The following is a 16,738-nucleotide window of genomic DNA, read 5'->3' on the forward strand; positions in this document are numbered from 1 at the left end:
TAGTGAAATTTAACTAATATATACTTTGTTAAAAGTTGACTATTAATAACACATACAGAGCAAGTAAAATGATTTGTTAAAACAAGTTACTTTCTTGCTCTTTTTTAGCATAGATAATTGCATACTTTATTATTAATTACGGTAAAAATTTAAAACAATAAGTATTTAGGTACTCCCTTTTTTTGTCACTTTCAATTATAATCAACATTAAGGTTTTAACTAGTATATAAGATAAAGAAGTCTTTAATGTGATTTGGAGGACAATAAATATGAGTAAAGGAAGTATGACACCTAAAATCTTTTTAATGAATATATTAAATGCTGTAGGTGCTGGTGTAGTTATCGCTTTACTACCTAATGCGTTATTGGGTGAATTGTTAAAGCTTTTTAAAGATGGTTATCCGACATTACAAACGATTTATGAAATTGTCGTGGTTATCCAATCATTTATGCCATTTATTATAGGTGTGTTAGCTGCACACCAATTTAAATTTAGTGGTGCAGGTGCCACAATGATTGGAACTTCTGCAATGATCGGGAGTGGTGTAATCAAAGTAACAGGCACTAGTTTCAATATGAGTGGTGTCGGTGACATCATTAACGTTATCGTGGTAGTAATAATTACGTGTGCATTATATATGCTGTTACAAAATAAATTAGGTTCATTAGAGATGATTATTTTACCGGTGTTGATTCCAGTAATTGGTGGGGGACTTGGGTTATATACTTTGCCTTATGTCACAAATGTTACAAAAACAATAGGTCAAATCGTAAATTCATTTACTGATTTTAATCCTTTATTGATGTCAATCTTAATATGTATTACATATGCATTATTAATGGTTACACCAATTTCAGTAGTAGCTATTGCCACAGCAATTGGCTTAACTGGTTTAGGTAGTGGTGCTGCTAATATGGGCATTGTTGCTGCTTGTGTGACGTTTTTATTTGGATCCATACGCATCAATTCAGCAGGTGTTAATTTAGTATTAATCATTGGCGCAGCCAAAATGATGATTCCAGTCTATCTACGTAATCCTATCATCATGATTCCACTTATTATTAATGGTACTATTGGTGGTTTGTTGACATATTTTGTGGGCATTAAAGGAACACCGATGTCGGCAGGATTTGGTTATACTGGTTTAGTAGGTCCTATTAATGCCTTTAATAGAATGGAAGGAGATGCAATGATGAATATTATGCTGTTAGTATTTGCTTACTTTATTATTCCATTCGTTGCAGCATTCTTTGTTCATGGACTATGTAAAAGGTTAATGGCGGGCTATTCTGATGATATTTATCAATTTGAAATACCCAAACAATAATTATTTAGGTTAAAGTAAAAATGAGCAGTATTGATTCACAGCATGTGAATTAATACTGCTTTATTTTTATACATATAATATACAATAATATTATTGGTCATTCGATTTCAGACCTTAATAATAGCAAATTCTTTAAAATGATATTGAATAACATTGCGTAATTGTGTATAATAATAAAATATATTGAAAGGGGTACTGATGAATGGCACAATCTGGGAAATTAATATTAGTAGTAATCATAATGTTTAGCTCATTGCTTATGTATGTTCAACCAACAACTTATGCAGCACAAGATGAGCAATGGGAAAAAATAAAAGAACGTGGTGAATTACGTGTTGGATTATCAGCCGATTATGCACCATATGAATTTGAACACAACGTAGATGGTAAACGTAAGTATGATGGTATAGATATAGATTTAGCGAAAAAGATTGCTAAAGATAATAATTTAAAATTAAAAATTGTAAATATGCAATTTGATAGTTTATTAGGTGCAATAAAAACAGGGAAAATTGATATTATTATCTCAGGTATGACACCAACACCTGAACGAGAAAAAGAAGTTGATTTTTCCAATCCATATATGACAGTAACGCAAAAAATGATTATTAAAAAATCAGAAGACGATAAATTACAAAAGTTAGATGATTTTGCTAATAAAAAAATTGGCGTACAAAAACAAACTCAACAAGAAACGATAGCAAAAAATGAAATTGACAATGCTAATATCCAGTCTTTAACGAGAGTACCGGAAGTGATAATGTCCTTGAAAAGTGGTAAGGTCAGTGGCATGGTTATCGAAGGACCAGTGGCAGAAGCATATTTAAAGCAAAACCCAGATTTAAAATTTGCTGAAGGAGTTAAATTTGAAGAAGGGGAAAAAAATACAGCAATTGCAGTGCCCAAAAATTCACCGGAACTAATGAAACATTTAAATGCGACGATTAAAGATGTGAAAGATAATAATTTAATTGCGGATTATAAAGACAATGCAGCAGAAGCAATGAAAAAAGATGACGGTAATTTCTTTACAAAATATGGTAACTTTTTCTTAAAAGGAATACAAAACACGATCTTAATTTCTATTGTAGGAGTAGTTTTAGGTGCGATTTTAGGTTCAGTGTTAGCATTATTTAAATTAAGTAAAGTTAAACCGTTGAGATGGTTAGCATCGGCTTATATTGAATTTTTAAGAGGTACACCGCTTTTAGTACAAGTCTTTTTAGTTTATTTTGGTTCAACAGCAGTCTTAGGTTGGAATATTTCTGCATTAATTTGCGGTATGATAGCACTTGTTATTAATTGTTCAGCTTATATTGCGGAAATTATTAGAGCAGGTATTAATGCAGTTGATAAAGGGCAAATGGAGGCAGCTAGAAGTTTAGGTTTGTCTTATGGTCAAACAATGAAAAGTGTCATATTACCGCAAGCCATTAAAAATATTTTACCAGCTTTAGGTAACGAATTTGTTACAGTGATTAAAGAATCATCTATTGTCTCTGTAATTGGTGTCAGTGAAATTATGTTTAATGCTCAAGTAGTACAAGGTGCTTCTTTTGATCCGTTTACGCCACTATTAGTAGCAGCAGTACTATACTTTATTCTTACATTTACATTGTCACGTATTATGTATTTCTTTGAAGGGAGATTGAAAGTCAGTGATTGATATTAAAAATTTAACTAAGTCCTTTGGACAAAATGAAGTATTAAAGGGTATTGACTTATCGATTGAACGCGGAGAAGTTGTTGCTATTATCGGACCTTCAGGAAGCGGGAAAAGTACTTTTTTACGATGCATGAATTTATTAGAAACACCAACGAGTGGTGAAGTGATATTTAATGGCAATAGTTTAACTGCAAAAGATACCAAACTTGAACAATTGAGACAAAATATGGGTATGGTTTTTCAAAATTTTAATTTATTTCCACATAAAAAGGTAATAGATAACATATTATTAGCTCCGACACTATTAAAAAAAGGAAATAACAGTGATTTGCAACAAACTGCAATGACTTTATTAGACAAGGTAGGTTTAGCTGATAAAGCTGACGCCTATCCATCACAACTATCTGGAGGACAAAAACAAAGAGTTGCCATAGCCAGAGCATTAGCAATGAATCCAGAAGTATTGTTATTTGACGAACCAACATCTGCATTAGATCCAGAAGTTGTTGGTGACGTATTAGAAGTTATGCAAAATTTAGCCAAAGAAGGTATGACAATGGTAGTCGTTACGCATGAGATGAATTTTGCTAAAGACGTCAGCAATAAAGTGGTATTTATGGCAGATGGCTATGTTGTTGAGTCAGGTTCACCACAAGATATATTTGAAACACCACAGCATGATAGAACGAAAAGCTTTTTAGCCAGAGTGTTATAGCATAATTAAATTAAGTGATCACGTATGATAGATGAAATGCGTTGGTCGCTTAATTTTTTTAGTTAACAACAATAATTCAACATACGTAGCGTTAGTATTTTATGTTAAACTATGACTTGTATGCTTAAAAGTGGGGTGAAAAAATGGATATAAATCAATTGAAACAAGAAGTTATCGATTATGCACATTCCATTGGTATAGATCATATCGGTTTTACGACTGCAGATCCATTTGATGAATTAAAACAAAAGCTTGAAGATTATCATAGTAAGGGATATGCTTCAGGATTTGAAGAACCTGATATTAATTTAAGAACAGAACCCAAACTATCTTTGCCAACAGCACGTTCAATTATTGCAATAGCAGTAGGCTATCCCAATAAGTTGAAAGGTGCACCGAAAAGTGTAAGAGGCGATCGTCGAGGTCTATTTGCTCGTGCATCTTGGGGGCAAGATTATCACACGATTATGCGTAATAGACTAGATAAATTAGAACAATTTTTGCGTTCGAAAGTTGCAGATATTGAAGTTAAATCGATGGTTGATACAGGCGTATTATCAGATAGAGCTGTAGCTGAAAGAGCAGGTTTAGGCTTTACTGGTAGAAATGGTTTCGTCATTAATCCTGATTTAGGCACTTGGACCTATTTAGGAGAAATGCTTGTTAGTGTGCCATTTGCACCAGATGACCCGCTGTTAGATAGCTGTGGAGATTGTACAATATGTGTTGATCGTTGCCCTACAGGTGCGCTTGTAGGAGATGGACAATTAAATAGTCAAAAATGTATAAGTTTCTTAACTCAAACGAAAGGCTATATGGCAGACGAATATCGTTATAAAATAGGTAATCGTTTATATGGCTGTGATACGTGTCAGCAAGTTTGTCCGAAAAACAGAGGCATTAATACACAACATGATGATATTGTCTTAGAACCGGAAATATTAAAACCTAGATTAGTGCCATTATTAAAAATGTCTAATAAGGAGTTTAAAAATACTTATGGACATTTAGCAGGTGCATGGCGTGGCAAAAAACCTATTCAACGTAACGCAATTTTAGCCTTAGCTCATTTTAAGGAAGAAGCAGCCACTCCTGATCTTAAAGATGTGGCTTTAACTGATCCTAGACCAATGATTAGAGCTACAGCATATTGGGCTATTGGTCAAATACTTGGCGAAGAAGCGCGTCCATTTATTGATGCTTATTACGATACTGAAATAGAAGAAGTTCAACAAGAAATGTTAAAAGGATTGGAACAGAGGAGAGAACATTAAGATGACAAACCATATTGTATTATTTCAACCAGAAATCCCAGGAAACACTGGAAGTATTGCACGTACTTGTGCAGGAACATATACCCACTTACATCTAATTAAACCATTAGGCTTTAGTACGGATGATAAGATGTTAAAACGCGCAGGTTTAGATTACTGGGATAGCGTAAATATAACGTATCATGAAAGTATTGAAGCGTTTTTTGAGTCTACAGAGGGTCATTATTATTTACTGACTAAATTTGGTCAACAAACTTATTCAACATTTGATTTTTCAAATACTGAAGAAGACCATTATTTTGTTTTTGGCAGAGAAACGACAGGGTTACCTGACTGGGTCAAAGAAAAATATAAAGATACTGCATTAAGAATGCCGATGAATAATAATATAAGATCATTAAATTTGTCTAACACAGCATCTATTTTAATTTATGAAGCGTTAAGACAACAAAATTATCCTGATTTAACTTAATTTATTTGAATATCAGTGAAAAATCTTGTCAAGATTTGTATAATATAGGTAATAAGTATTAAATTGCATGTATACTGAAGATTAACTTCAAGGATTATGCGTTTAATCTTCTCAACACAAGGGTAATTATAAAAGAATATTAATGTCTGTACTAATAGAATACGAGGAGTGTAATAACAATGGCAATGAACTTTAAAGTATTAGAAAACGAACACGTTGTGGCAGAATATGTCGCTGATATTTTACGTAAACAATTTAATAATAATCCAACAACTATCGCTGGACTACATCTAGCTAAAGAAAATGCACCAGTATTGGACGAATTAAAGAAGAATGTAGATTCACACGCAGTTGATTTTAGTCAAATTAATATTTTAGATTATGATGACAATAAATCTTATTATGAAGCACTTGGTGTACCTAATGGTCAAATTTATAATGTGTCATTTAGTGAAGATACAGAGTCATTTATTAAAGATAAAATTAAAACAAAAGAAAACAAAGGAAAACTTATTGTACAAGTAGTATCATTAGATGCTTCAGGTAATTTAGATGTTGCTTTAAGACAAGGTTTATTGAGTTCTCGTGAAGTATTGTTGGTAATTACAGGTACTGATAAAAAAGATGCAGTTAAAAAATTATATGAAGAAAATGGTAAAACAAATTTCGAGCCTGCTGACTTAAAAGCACATAGAATGGTTAATGTCATTTTAGATGAAGCGGCTGCAGAAGGCTTACCTGAAGATGTACGCCAATATTTTACTGCTAGATTTGCTTAAATCATTTATAAAGTGAGGGAATTGTTGTGTCTAATGAAAAACATAATAATCATCAAGATGAAGAAATTGAAAATGAGATGGTAGATAGTTTTGATGATGTAGTTGATTTAGGTAAAGAGATGGAACAGATTTCTGAAGAAAATGATGAAGAAAAATTAAATAAATCTCATGATGCTGAAACACGTTCAGATTTAGATGAGTAGCAATAACAAGAACTTTAATGGACAAAATTAGTAATCAAAACATAGACTTTTTGATTACTGTTTTGTCCTTTTTTAGAATATATTTATCTATTTTGAAACGCTATCGGTTACTTGAATATGTTATGATTAGAGCATTCTAAGTATTAAGGAGAATTTAAGACAATGCTAAGTAAAAACTGGAAAAAGATTATGATTAGTGCATTTATCATAAATTTGATTTCAATAAAAGGATTTCCTATGGCGATTGGAGCAGTTTATTTACCAATTTTATTTAAAATAATTAAAATGCAAATGAATTTATCTAAAGGATTGGTGGATCAAGTAAATCCTAAAACATTTATCAAAAGTAACCAAACAGGCATTATTGTAAGTGTTGTTTGTTGTATAGTGATTTCAATACTATTGTTGAAGCCATTAAATGATTTTTATAACAGTTTAGGAGGATTTTTAGCCACTTTAATAACGATTAGTCCTATCACTATGATTATAGGTGCAATACTGCTTATATTGACTGCTATGGCCATTATCCAAGCAGCCAAAGCACACTATGCACAAGAAGTATTAAATAAAGAACAAGCTTAATTGTTTTTATCTGTTAAAATGCTATAGATGGTGTTTCTAATTTGCAATAATTGAAGCATATTGAGTGAAATAGCCACCTTTATATTAAAAAAGGTGAGGTGTTTCACTCTTTTTTTAAAATGAAACAGTAGTTTTTTGAAAACGCTACAATATACAATTGCCCCGATAAATTGTTTAATGCTATACTAAAAACGAACTAAGAATATCGAAGGGGAGTATACATATGTCAGTAAGAATTGAACACGATACATTTGGTGAAATTGAAGTACCAGCAGATAAATATTGGGGTGCGCAGACAGAAAGAAGTAAACGTAATTTTCCAGTCGGTAAAGAGCGTATGCCAATTGAAGTAGTATATGGGTTTGCTCAATTGAAACGTGCTGCAGCATTAGCCAATCATGAATTAGGTAAACTATCAGATGATAAAAAAAATGCGATTGTATATGCATGTGATCGTATTTTAAACAAAGAATTAGACGAACATTTTCCACTTGTTGTATGGCAAACTGGTAGCGGTACACAAAGTAATATGAACGTCAATGAAGTTGTAAGCTTCGTAGCCAATCAATATTTACAAGACAATAATTCGAATGAACAAATTCATCCGAACGATGATGTAAATAAATCACAAAGTTCTAATGATACATTCCCAACGGCTATGCATGTAGCTCTATATAGTGAAATTGAAACTAAATTAGAACCAGCACTACAACATTTAAGAGATACGTTTAAAGAAAAAGAAGAGCAATTTTATGATATTATCAAAATAGGACGTACACACTTACAAGACGCAACACCAATTCGTTTAGGCCAAGAAATTAGTGGTTGGAGATATATGTTAGATAAGTGTGAAACACTGTTAGCTGAATCGAAAGCTCACATCTTAAACTTAGCTATTGGTGGTACGGCAGTCGGTACTGGTATTAATGCTCATCCAGAGTTTGGAGATAAAGTGGCGAAATTTATCGCAGAAAATACTGGTTATGCATTTGTATCTTCTGACAATAAGTTCCATGCGTTAACTGCGCACGATGAAGTTGTACAATTGCATGGTACATTGAAAGCTCTTGCTGGAGATTTAACTAAAATTGCAAATGATGTTCGTTGGTTAGCATCGGGCCCTCGTGCTGGGTTGGCAGAAATTGCTATTCCTGAAAATGAACCAGGATCTTCAATTATGCCAGGAAAAGTAAATCCAACACAATGTGAAATGTTAACAATGGTTGCTACACAAGTAATGGGTAACGATGCAGCTGTTGGCTTTGCAAGTTCACAAGGTAATTTTGAATTAAATGTCTACAAACCAGTAATTTTGCATAACACATTACAATCTATTTATTTACTTGCAGATGGAATGCAAACATTTAATGATAATTGTGCTGTAGGTATTGAGCCAATTCAGGAAAATATTGATAATTATTTAAATCAATCATTAATGTTAGTTACAGCATTAAACCCACATATTGGTTATGAAAAAGCAGCACACATTGCTAAAAAAGCACATAAAGAAGGACTGACTTTAAAAGATTCTGCAATTCAATCCGGATATTTAACTGCAGAACAATTTGATGAATGGATCAAACCTGAAGACATGGTAGAGCCTAAATAAAAGAACAATAAATAACATATAAAGAGGCTGGTACATTGTATAAATGCACCAGCCTCTTTTTGACATGTAATACAGTGACAACTTTCAGGAAATTACTGTTTCACATCATCATCTAATGATACGCTTATTTGGTTTTGTGTCAGCGGATGGGTAAATTCAATTTTATAACTTTGTAATTTTAGTTGGCGCAAAGTAGAATTACCATACAATGGATCACCGATAACAGGATGGCCAATTTCAGCTAAATGTACACGAATTTGATGTGTACGTCCTGTGTCTAATTTTAGTTCAATTTGGCATCTATTTTCATCAACCATTTGCGAACTTAAAATGTGTGTTATCGCACGTTGACCTGTTTGAGAGATTCGGCGTCTATTTGGATGGAATTTATCTTTACCTATAGGCATGTCTATTGTTTGTGGCTTAATAGGTAATAAACTCTTTACTTCAGCTCGATAAATGCGGTCAATTTGATTATCTTCTAACATGCGGTCTAAAATTTTTTTCATTAAAGGATTTTTAGCAACAATAAGTAATCCTACAGTTTCTTGATCGAGACGATGAATCGGTTCAACATAGTCATTATTTAGAGTATATATGACGTGATTCATTAAAGTATTACTTTCTTTTAAATCATTTGGATGTGTTTTAACACCTTTAGGCTTCATTACAATAGCCAAATCATCATCTTCATAGTAAATTTGAGCATATCGATAACTAGGTAAATAATTACTTTCTTCTGCTGGGTTTGGTAGGTAAACGTCATCACCTGCATTTACTTGATTAATTAACTTAGCAGGCTGATCATTGACAGTAATTTCATTGGACATATTTAAAGTGTGTAAATCTTTTTTTGGTAAGTTTAAGTGTTGAAAAATTTCTCTAATAGTATATTGATCAAACTTTTCTGGGATTTTAAATTTCATGGTATCCTCCTCAATCATTCCTAACTATCATACCATATCACTTACACTAAAAAAATCTGAATATAGTGTATTCCTATAAAATAATATAGTCCTTGCTATTTATTAGGTAAACATAGAGTTACTATACGCATTTAAAGTCTCAGTAGCTTTGCAGTTAAAAGTTTTACTTATATTTCGTTTATAGTAATGAAGCTGTATAATATAAAGTGAGCAACAAGTGAAAAGGGGGGACAATATATGGAAAAGCCTACCCGTTTGGCTTTATTAAAAGAAATAGCCGAATATTTAAATGAAGAAACCGAAACTTACAATATGATGCAAGGTGCGTTGAGATTTTTAATCGATGGCACTGAATTTACAACAGGTTGGATATTTTTTATAGATGATGAAGGACATCATGAATTAGTATCTGATGTCGATTTGCCGGGAGCACTGTCAAAACATGATTGTAAATATATGAAAGATGGCACTTGTTGGTGTGTCCAAGCATATCATAATGAAAAACTAACGAAAGCTTCAAATATTATAAATTGTTCGCGTATTAATTTGGCAAATCATGCTTATCATGAAGAAACAGATGGTGTGACACACCACGCAACCGTACCACTTCGCTCAGGTTCTGAACAATTTGGTTTGTTAAATGTTGCCACACCGCATACAAAGCGCTACAGTGAAGAAGATTTAGAATTACTAGAATCAGTAGCTTTTCAAATCGGTTCAGCGATTAAACGTATTATGTTGACCGATCAAGAAAAAGAAGCAGCACGTATAAATGAACGAAATAGACTGGCGAGAGATTTGCATGATTCAGTGAATCAAATGTTATTTTCAGTAAAATTAACTGCACACGCAGCAAAAGTAATGTCTAAAGAAAGTGTGTCACAACAAGCATTCACTGTGATTGAAGAGACGAGCCAACAAGCAGTTAATGAAATGCGAGCGTTAATTTGGCAATTAAAACCTATAGGACTGGAACAGGGGTTAATCTCTGCGATAACTAAATATAGTGAAATGGTAAATCTATCATTGACTGTCGATGTTGAGGGTTTAATTAAATTACCTAGCTTAATAGAAGAAAATGTATATAGAATAATGCAAGAAGCATTAAATAATACACGTAAACATGCAGGTACTTCAAATGTACACTTAACTTTAAATCAAACAGCTAGCCATATATTTATTGAAATAAGCGATGACGGCAACGGTTTTGATAGTGGTCAAAAAGCAGTGGACAATGCACATGGTCTTAATAATATGAAACAACGAACGAAGATGATAGATGGAAATTTACAAGTTAACTCAACAGAGGGAGTAGGTACGACAATCGCGTTACTGATTCCCGTTAAAGCCTAAGGGAGGAAGATTATTAATGTATCGAATAATGTTAGTAGATGATCATCATATTGTAAGACAAGGTTTAGAATTTTTATTATCAACAGTTGATGACTTAGAAGTTGTAATGGGATTCTCAGATGGTAAAACCTTTTTAACGCATTTAGCAGAGCATCAAGATAATATGCCAGACATAGTATTACTCGATTTAGTTATGCCTGAAATGAATGGTATTGAAATAACTGAAATATTGAAAACCAAGTATCCAGATATCAAAATTCTAGTATTAACGAGTTACATAGATGATGAGCATGTTATTTCAGCCGTTGATAAAGGTGCAGATGGCTATGAAATGAAAGATGTTGAACCTGAACAGTTAATTAATACTATTAAAAGTGTGTTGAATGGCGAAAAAATTATACACCCGCAAGCTCAAAGTGTAATTGAAGCGGTACGTAATAAACCTCATATGACGAACAAATTATCAAAACGAGAAATTGAAGTCTTATCCGAAATGGTTAAAGGTAAGACCAATAAAGATATTGCAGAAACATTATTTGTTTCAGAAAAAACAATAAAAACTCATGTCAGTCATATATTAAATAAGCTACAAGTTTCAGATAGAACACAAGCTGCAATCTACGCCATGGAAAATAAAATAGTGTAAAAATACCATGTTTATTACTATATACATGGTATTTTATTATGAAATTGTATTTTTCCTTTAAATATTATTGTTTTTCTATATAATAAAGAATAATAACAAGGAGGGATGGATATGAAAACAAAAAACTTAAGTATCAAAATTGTTATTGCTTTAATTTTAGGTATTGCTGTAGGTTCAATCTGTAATATGTTTGCACAAGCACAATTTGTAGAAGGCATTGATAAATATGTCTTTAATGTTATTGGACAAATTTTCTTAAATCTTATATTTATGTTAGTTGTGCCAGTAGTATTTGTATCAATTGTGCTAGGGGTAGTGGGTGTTGGAGATCCAAAATTATTAGGGGGTATTGGATTAAAAACACTAGGATTTTTCTTATCAACTACTGCTATTGCAATATGTATTGGTATTGCGCTTGCATTAATATTTAAACCTGGTGATGGTCATTCTGATTTATTAAAAAGTGAAGATGTTTCTAGTTATCAAAAAACATTAGATAAACAAAGTCAAGGCAGTGATAACGCTGCAGAACAAACGTTTGATCAGACACTTATAAATCTATTTCCAAAAAATCCACTTCAGGCAATGTCTGAAGGAAATATGCTACAAATTATCACCTTTGCTATTTTTATAGGTGTAGGTATTATCATGATAGGTTCAAAAGCACAAATAGTGCACAAGTTTTTTGAACAAACTAATGAAGTCTTGATGTATATTATAACGATGATAATGAATCTATTTGCACCAATTGGTACATTTGGTTTGGTAGCTCATGCATTTACAGGGGCAGGGTTCGGTGCTATCAAACAATTGGGGATGTATTTCTTTATTGTTTTACTCGCATTGTTTATTCATTTCTTTGTCGTCTATGGGTCTGCTTTGAAATTATTAGGAAAAACCAACCCATTGGCATTTTATAAAGGCTTTTTACCAGCCATTACATTAGGCTTTAGTGCTTCAAGTTCAACCGCAACTTTACCTGTATCAATGAACTGTTCGAAGAAAATGGGGGTGCGACCAGAAATTGCGTCATTTGTTCAACCTCTAGGTGCAACAATCAACATGGATGGAACTGCAATAATGCAAGGGGTCGCTACAATATTTATTGCGCAAATATCAGGTGTTGATCTATCACTCATGCAATTAATTACAGTCGTAGTCATTGCAGTAGTGGCATCGATTGGTACGGCAGGAGTGCCAGGTGTAGGCTTGATCATGCTTGCCATGGTACTAAATGCAATAGGATTAAATCCTGCAGCCATAGGTATTATTCTTGGTATAGATAGACTACTAGATATGACAAGAACATCTGTAAACATTACTGGTGATGCAACATGTGCACTTATTATTTCAAAAAATGAAGAGAAAAAATTACAACGCAATCAATCTGGGGCTAACGAACCAGTTTAAACATAATAAAAGGCTGGGACAATATTGTCCTAGCCTCTTTGCATATTGGCAGTAGCTGACTGTATTGAAAATGCGCTTCAAAAACCAAGCTTTTTCAACGCTAGTCATCCTTGCTGGGGTGGGACGACGAAATCATTTTTTCAAAATCAGATTTCTGTCCCACTCCCTTTAAGTTTATGCAAAAACTATAGTTTTATTACCTGCTGTGACTATTACTTTATGCAATACGTGATATTCTACAGCTTGTGCGAGTACTTGTGATTCTACGTGTCGGCCTGCTTTGCGTAAATCTTGGACATTATAACGATGGTTGATACGTATAACGTCTTGATCGATGATGGGTCCTTCATCTAAATCAGACGTAACATAATGCCCCGTAGCTCCTACAAGTTTGACGCCTCGTTCCCATGCTTGTTTGTATGGGTTTGCTCCAATGAATGAAGGTAAGAACGAGTGGTGAATATTGATGATTTTATGTTCATAATGATTAACGAAATTATCTGATAGTATTTGCATATATTTAGCTAAAACGATAAGTTCAGTGTCATGTTTGGCACAAATATCTAAGATTTTTTGTTCAACTACTGGTTTTTCTTCATTACTTGGTACGTAATAAAAAGGAATATTGAAACTTTCGGCAAAATGGCGATTGTTTTCATGGTTACTAACAACACAAACGATTTCGGCTGGGATTTCTTCACGTTGTACACGTAATAATACTTCGTTAAAAGCATGATCTTCTTTTGAGACAAATAACGCAATTTTCGTTTTGACAGAACTATCAAATAGTTCATATGTAATATTGTGGCTTGCTAATTCCGTTTCTAATGCTGCCTTAACACCATCTACCTTTTCAAACTCAAAACGTAAGTATAAATTACCTTCAGTATCATTTTTATTATCATACTCAGTAAAATGATCTAAATGTAAAATATTAGAATTATATTGAGCTATGGTGCTAGTAATTAAAGAAGTAATACCTACTTTATCCTTACATGTTGCGAGTAACATATATTTATCATGCATTGCTTTCCACTCCTAATTTTTAAAAGTAACTTTGATTATAATGAAAATTCTGATAACTGTAAAATTATATTATTCCAAATATGAAAAATTAATGAACTTTAAAATTAACGATGAATAGTAACTAAAAGTAGGTTATAATATAATGTAGTGATTTTAGTAAAAAAGAGTAAAAAGTTAAAAAAAAGAAGCGATTACATATGTAAGATTCCGAATACAAGATTCTGCACAAGTCTGAAATGTACGAGTATGGTTGGAAACCGTTAGATTATTTTGACAATTGTGCCAATAATAAAATATTACGAAAAATGAATTTCACTCTTTTATTTTAGTTAAAATTGTATTAAGATGTAATTTGTGTTTCAAGAAGCGTGTATTATTGCAATTTCTTGTGTCCGGATAAAATATTTCTTTTATGAAAGGTAGATTAAAGTAATGGATAGACAAAGTTTTACAGATTTAATTCAAACAAAGTTCAAAATGGTGCGTATTGAGGCAGGGTATACACAAGATACTATGGCTCAAACAATAGGACTATCAAAGAAAACTTTAGTTCAAATAGAAAAAGAAAGAGTATTACCAAATTGGACAACTTGTGTATCGATTTGTGCATTATTTAGAGATTCAGATGTACTTAACAGTACATTCGGATGTGATCCATTAGAAATGGTACAAACTATTTCAAGAAATCATTGTGCGTATCCAAATCACTCAACTACAAGTGATATATATTGGAATACTGTAGATACTCGTAATGGTTACATATTACAAAGTAATAAAGTAAGCGATATTTACAGAGTGTTAAATCAAGAAACGCAACCAATTTTTGGTACTTCAAAATTAAGAGAAGCAGAAACGTACTTTGGTAGAATTTCAAAAGAAGAATTAATGCATGTATAATAAGTAATTCGAAGTGATAGTAGGATTATTAATATAATATGATATTTAATGATTTAATCACTGTATAGAATAGACCTATATCATTAGGTCTTTTTTATTTGTTCAAAGTATCATATAGATTTAATGATGTAAGTACAATAATTATAAAATACTGGTTTTTCAATATATAATGTTTGTGTGACGAAGTTCAATTTAAAGGAGTGCTACAGCATGCATGCATTGCTAATAATATTATTTATGGTTATTATAGGTGCAATTATAGGTGGAGTTACAAATATCATTGCAGTTAGAATGTTATTTCATCCATTTAAAACGTATTATATCTTTAACAAACGTGTCCCATTTACACCGGGACTGATTCCGAAACGTAGAGGTGAAATTGCTACAAAAATCGGACAAGTTATCGAAGAACACTTATTAACAGAAAGTTTAATAAAAGCAAAGTTAAATACTGCGACATCACAGCAAGCGATACATGATATGATTACAGAACAAATTGGGAAATTAAAACATGACAATGCTACAATACACCAATTTGCTCAGAAATTTAATATTGAAATTGCGACATTAGTTGAAGATAAAACAGATCATTTTATTTCAGATAAACTTCAAGCATACTATGACAATCACCATACAGATTCGATTGAATCAATAGTACCAACTGAAATGACAACACTCGTAGACGCTAAAGTCGAAAATTTACATGAAATGCTTTTTGATAGAGCAAATGCATACTTACGATCGGCAAAAGGTACGCACGACATTGCCTCAATGTTAGATACATTTTTTGCTGAAAAGGGCAAAATTATTGGTTTATTACAAATGTTTATGTCCAAAGAAAGTATCGCAGATCGTATTCAAAGTGAATTAATACGAATGACAAGTCATCCAAAAGCCAAAAGCATTGCTCAAGAAATCATTAAAGATGAATATAGCAATCTAAAACAAAAATCACTACATGTGGTAGTAAATGAAGAACAATTTGTGACTTTAAAAGGTGCATTTAAAGATTTAGTTATTGGTTATATGCAAATAGATAAAAACGTAAATAAACCATTTAATCAATTAATGCCGAATTTTATTACTTATTTAGAGTCGACATTCACTACTAAATTAACGCATATAATCATTGATAATGTTTCACAAAAGTTATCACCAATTATGAAAAAAATAAACTTACGTGGTCTTGTTGAAGAACAGGTAAATTCATTTGAGTTAGATTATATAGAAAAATTAATTATCGATATTGCTAATAAAGAATTAAAATTAATCATGTCTTTAGGATTTTTATTAGGTGGTATTATAGGCGCATTACAAGGTGTAATTGCTATCTTTGTATAACAAATAAAAGTATGTTATTGTATTATCGATGTGGTTAAAAGACACACATACACAGAAGGAGTGAATAAGTTATGGCAGTAAATTTATACGATCATGCAAACCAACTAGAACAAGCTTTAAGAGAAAGTGATGAGTACCAAGCTATTCAAAACGCTTATGAAAATGTTAAAGCTAATGAAGAATCAAAAAAATTATTTGAAGAATTCCGTGAAACTCAATTAAGTTTCCAACAAAAACAAATGCAAGGTGAAGAAATCGGTGAAGAAGAGCTACAAAAAGCGCAAGAGCAAGCTCAACAAATCGAAAATGATTCTAACATTTCTGAATTAATGGCTGCTGAACAAAAAATGAGCCAAGTATTCCAAGAAATCAATCAAATCATTGTAAAACCTTTAGATGAAATTTATGCTGACTAATCAACTTGATTAATCGGATAGATTATAGCCACAACACAAATATTTGTGTTGTGGCTTTTTGTTTGTCGACTGAAATGAAAAGAGTGTGATAAAAT

At 32.2% G+C, this 16,738-nt stretch carries 17 protein-coding genes; 15 read left to right on the forward strand and 2 right to left on the reverse strand.

From position 1 onward, the window contains the following. The first annotated feature begins 269 nt into the window (after positions 1-269). From MUA37_RS04955 to fumC, 9 genes are all read left to right on the forward strand, one after another. Positions 270-1,328, forward strand: a complete 1,059-nt coding sequence (locus MUA37_RS04955; protein WP_262615892.1) for a PTS sugar transporter subunit IIC — start codon at positions 270-272, stop codon at positions 1,326-1,328. Between the two features lie 241 nt (positions 1,329-1,569). Further along, entirely contained in the window at positions 1,570-2,994 is a 1,425-nt protein-coding gene (locus MUA37_RS04960; RefSeq protein ID WP_394371095.1) for an ABC transporter substrate-binding protein/permease, read from the forward strand. Beyond that, entirely contained in the window at positions 2,987-3,709 is a 723-nt protein-coding gene (locus MUA37_RS04965; protein WP_002509223.1) for an amino acid ABC transporter ATP-binding protein, read from the forward strand. The genes MUA37_RS04960 and MUA37_RS04965 overlap by 8 nt, the downstream gene beginning before the upstream one ends. 143 nt (positions 3,710-3,852) lie before the next feature. Beyond that, a complete protein-coding gene (gene queG, locus MUA37_RS04970) occupies positions 3,853-4,983 on the forward strand; it encodes a tRNA epoxyqueuosine(34) reductase QueG (RefSeq protein ID WP_142019549.1) in 1,131 nt (376 codons plus the stop codon). Between the two features lies 1 nt (position 4,984). Further along, positions 4,985-5,455 carry a tRNA (uridine(34)/cytosine(34)/5-carboxymethylaminomethyluridine(34)-2'-O)-methyltransferase TrmL gene (gene trmL, locus MUA37_RS04975; RefSeq protein WP_103388779.1) on the forward strand — a complete coding sequence of 157 codons (471 nt, stop codon included), beginning with the start codon at positions 4,985-4,987 and terminating at the stop codon, positions 5,453-5,455. Between the two features lie 179 nt (positions 5,456-5,634). Then, positions 5,635-6,234 (forward strand): sugar phosphate isomerase family, encoded by a 600-nt coding sequence (locus tag MUA37_RS04980; protein ID WP_002509220.1) that lies wholly within the window; start codon positions 5,635-5,637, stop codon positions 6,232-6,234. Between the two features lie 26 nt (positions 6,235-6,260). After that, positions 6,261-6,437: an SAS053 family DNA gyrase inhibitor gene (locus tag MUA37_RS04985; RefSeq protein ID WP_002509219.1), complete on the forward strand. Its 177-nt coding sequence runs from the start codon at positions 6,261-6,263 to the stop codon at positions 6,435-6,437. Between the two features lie 162 nt (positions 6,438-6,599). Continuing rightward, the gene (locus MUA37_RS04990; RefSeq protein WP_002509218.1) at positions 6,600-7,019 is read left to right on the forward strand and encodes a hypothetical protein; all 420 of its coding nucleotides are present in this window, start codon (positions 6,600-6,602) and stop codon (positions 7,017-7,019) included. Between the two features lie 223 nt (positions 7,020-7,242). Continuing rightward, a complete protein-coding gene (gene fumC, locus MUA37_RS04995; RefSeq protein ID WP_135024694.1) occupies positions 7,243-8,628 on the forward strand; it encodes a class II fumarate hydratase in 1,386 nt (461 codons plus the stop codon). 92 nt (positions 8,629-8,720) lie between these two features. Here fumC and MUA37_RS05000 read toward each other — a convergent pair whose 3' ends face one another. Beyond that, the gene (locus MUA37_RS05000; RefSeq protein WP_103388781.1) at positions 8,721-9,554 is read right to left on the reverse strand and encodes an RluA family pseudouridine synthase; all 834 of its coding nucleotides are present in this window, start codon (positions 9,552-9,554) and stop codon (positions 8,721-8,723) included. A gap of 237 nt (positions 9,555-9,791) precedes the next feature. Here MUA37_RS05000 and MUA37_RS05005 point away from each other — a divergent pair, with 237 nt between their 5' ends. The 3 genes from MUA37_RS05005 (at position 9,792) to MUA37_RS05015 (ending at position 12,963) form a co-directional block, all read left to right on the forward strand. Beyond that, on the forward strand, positions 9,792-10,907 hold the full coding sequence (locus MUA37_RS05005; RefSeq protein WP_142019551.1) for a GAF domain-containing sensor histidine kinase: 1,116 nt from the start codon (positions 9,792-9,794) through the stop codon (positions 10,905-10,907). A 16-nt stretch (positions 10,908-10,923) separates the two neighbouring features. Beyond that, positions 10,924-11,553 carry a response regulator gene (locus MUA37_RS05010; protein WP_002509214.1) on the forward strand — a complete coding sequence of 210 codons (630 nt, stop codon included), beginning with the start codon at positions 10,924-10,926 and terminating at the stop codon, positions 11,551-11,553. A gap of 111 nt (positions 11,554-11,664) precedes the next feature. After that, the gene (locus tag MUA37_RS05015) at positions 11,665-12,963 is read left to right on the forward strand and encodes a dicarboxylate/amino acid:cation symporter (RefSeq protein WP_002509213.1); all 1,299 of its coding nucleotides are present in this window, start codon (positions 11,665-11,667) and stop codon (positions 12,961-12,963) included. A 174-nt stretch (positions 12,964-13,137) separates the two neighbouring features. Here MUA37_RS05015 and purU read toward each other — a convergent pair whose 3' ends face one another. Then, entirely contained in the window at positions 13,138-13,989 is an 852-nt protein-coding gene (gene purU / locus MUA37_RS05020; protein WP_002509212.1) for a formyltetrahydrofolate deformylase, read from the reverse strand. Positions 13,990-14,421: 432 nt separating this feature from the next. On the opposite strand from purU, the gene xdrA reads away from it, so the two are divergent. The 3 genes from xdrA to MUA37_RS05035 all read left to right on the forward strand — a co-directional run bounded on the left by xdrA (position 14,422) and on the right by MUA37_RS05035 (position 16,643). After that, a complete protein-coding gene (xdrA, locus tag MUA37_RS05025; RefSeq protein WP_002509211.1) occupies positions 14,422-14,886 on the forward strand; it encodes an XRE family transcriptional regulator XdrA in 465 nt (154 codons plus the stop codon). Positions 14,887-15,096: 210 nt separating this feature from the next. After that, positions 15,097-16,227, forward strand: a complete 1,131-nt coding sequence (locus tag MUA37_RS05030) for a DUF445 domain-containing protein (RefSeq protein ID WP_262624867.1) — start codon at positions 15,097-15,099, stop codon at positions 16,225-16,227. Between the two features lie 71 nt (positions 16,228-16,298). After that, positions 16,299-16,643 carry a YlbF/YmcA family competence regulator gene (locus tag MUA37_RS05035; RefSeq protein WP_002509209.1) on the forward strand — a complete coding sequence of 115 codons (345 nt, stop codon included), beginning with the start codon at positions 16,299-16,301 and terminating at the stop codon, positions 16,641-16,643. The last annotated feature ends 95 nt before the right edge of the window (positions 16,644-16,738 follow it).

The sequence above is a fragment of the Staphylococcus arlettae genome (assembly GCF_025560845.1).
In the GTDB taxonomy this organism is placed as follows: domain Bacteria; phylum Bacillota; class Bacilli; order Staphylococcales; family Staphylococcaceae; genus Staphylococcus; species Staphylococcus arlettae.

Bases quoted from the DNA above. Each gene is read 5' to 3' on its own strand.
- MUA37_RS05010 (WP_002509214.1), top strand. From the start codon at position 10,924: ATGTATCGAATAATGTTAGTAGATGATCATCATATTGTAAGACAAGGT.
- MUA37_RS05005 (WP_142019551.1), top strand. From the start codon at position 9,792: ATGGAAAAGCCTACCCGTTTGGCTTTATTAAAAGAAATAGCCGAATAT.
- MUA37_RS04990 (WP_002509218.1), top strand. From the start codon at position 6,600: ATGCTAAGTAAAAACTGGAAAAAGATTATGATTAGTGCATTTATCATA.
- MUA37_RS04955 (WP_262615892.1), top strand. From the start codon at position 270: ATGAGTAAAGGAAGTATGACACCTAAAATCTTTTTAATGAATATATTA.
- MUA37_RS04960 (WP_394371095.1), top strand. From the start codon at position 1,570: ATGTTTAGCTCATTGCTTATGTATGTTCAACCAACAACTTATGCAGCA.
- MUA37_RS05030 (WP_262624867.1), top strand. From the start codon at position 15,097: ATGCATGCATTGCTAATAATATTATTTATGGTTATTATAGGTGCAATT.
- MUA37_RS05015 (WP_002509213.1), top strand. From the start codon at position 11,665: ATGAAAACAAAAAACTTAAGTATCAAAATTGTTATTGCTTTAATTTTA.
- xdrA (WP_002509211.1), top strand. From the start codon at position 14,422: ATGGATAGACAAAGTTTTACAGATTTAATTCAAACAAAGTTCAAAATG.
- fumC (WP_135024694.1), top strand. From the start codon at position 7,243: ATGTCAGTAAGAATTGAACACGATACATTTGGTGAAATTGAAGTACCA.
- MUA37_RS04980 (WP_002509220.1), top strand. From the start codon at position 5,635: ATGGCAATGAACTTTAAAGTATTAGAAAACGAACACGTTGTGGCAGAA.
- MUA37_RS05000 (WP_103388781.1), bottom strand. From the start codon at position 9,554: ATGAAATTTAAAATCCCAGAAAAGTTTGATCAATATACTATTAGAGAA.
- queG (WP_142019549.1), top strand. From the start codon at position 3,853: ATGGATATAAATCAATTGAAACAAGAAGTTATCGATTATGCACATTCC.
- MUA37_RS05035 (WP_002509209.1), top strand. From the start codon at position 16,299: ATGGCAGTAAATTTATACGATCATGCAAACCAACTAGAACAAGCTTTA.
- trmL (WP_103388779.1), top strand. From the start codon at position 4,985: ATGACAAACCATATTGTATTATTTCAACCAGAAATCCCAGGAAACACT.
- purU (WP_002509212.1), bottom strand. From the start codon at position 13,989: ATGCATGATAAATATATGTTACTCGCAACATGTAAGGATAAAGTAGGT.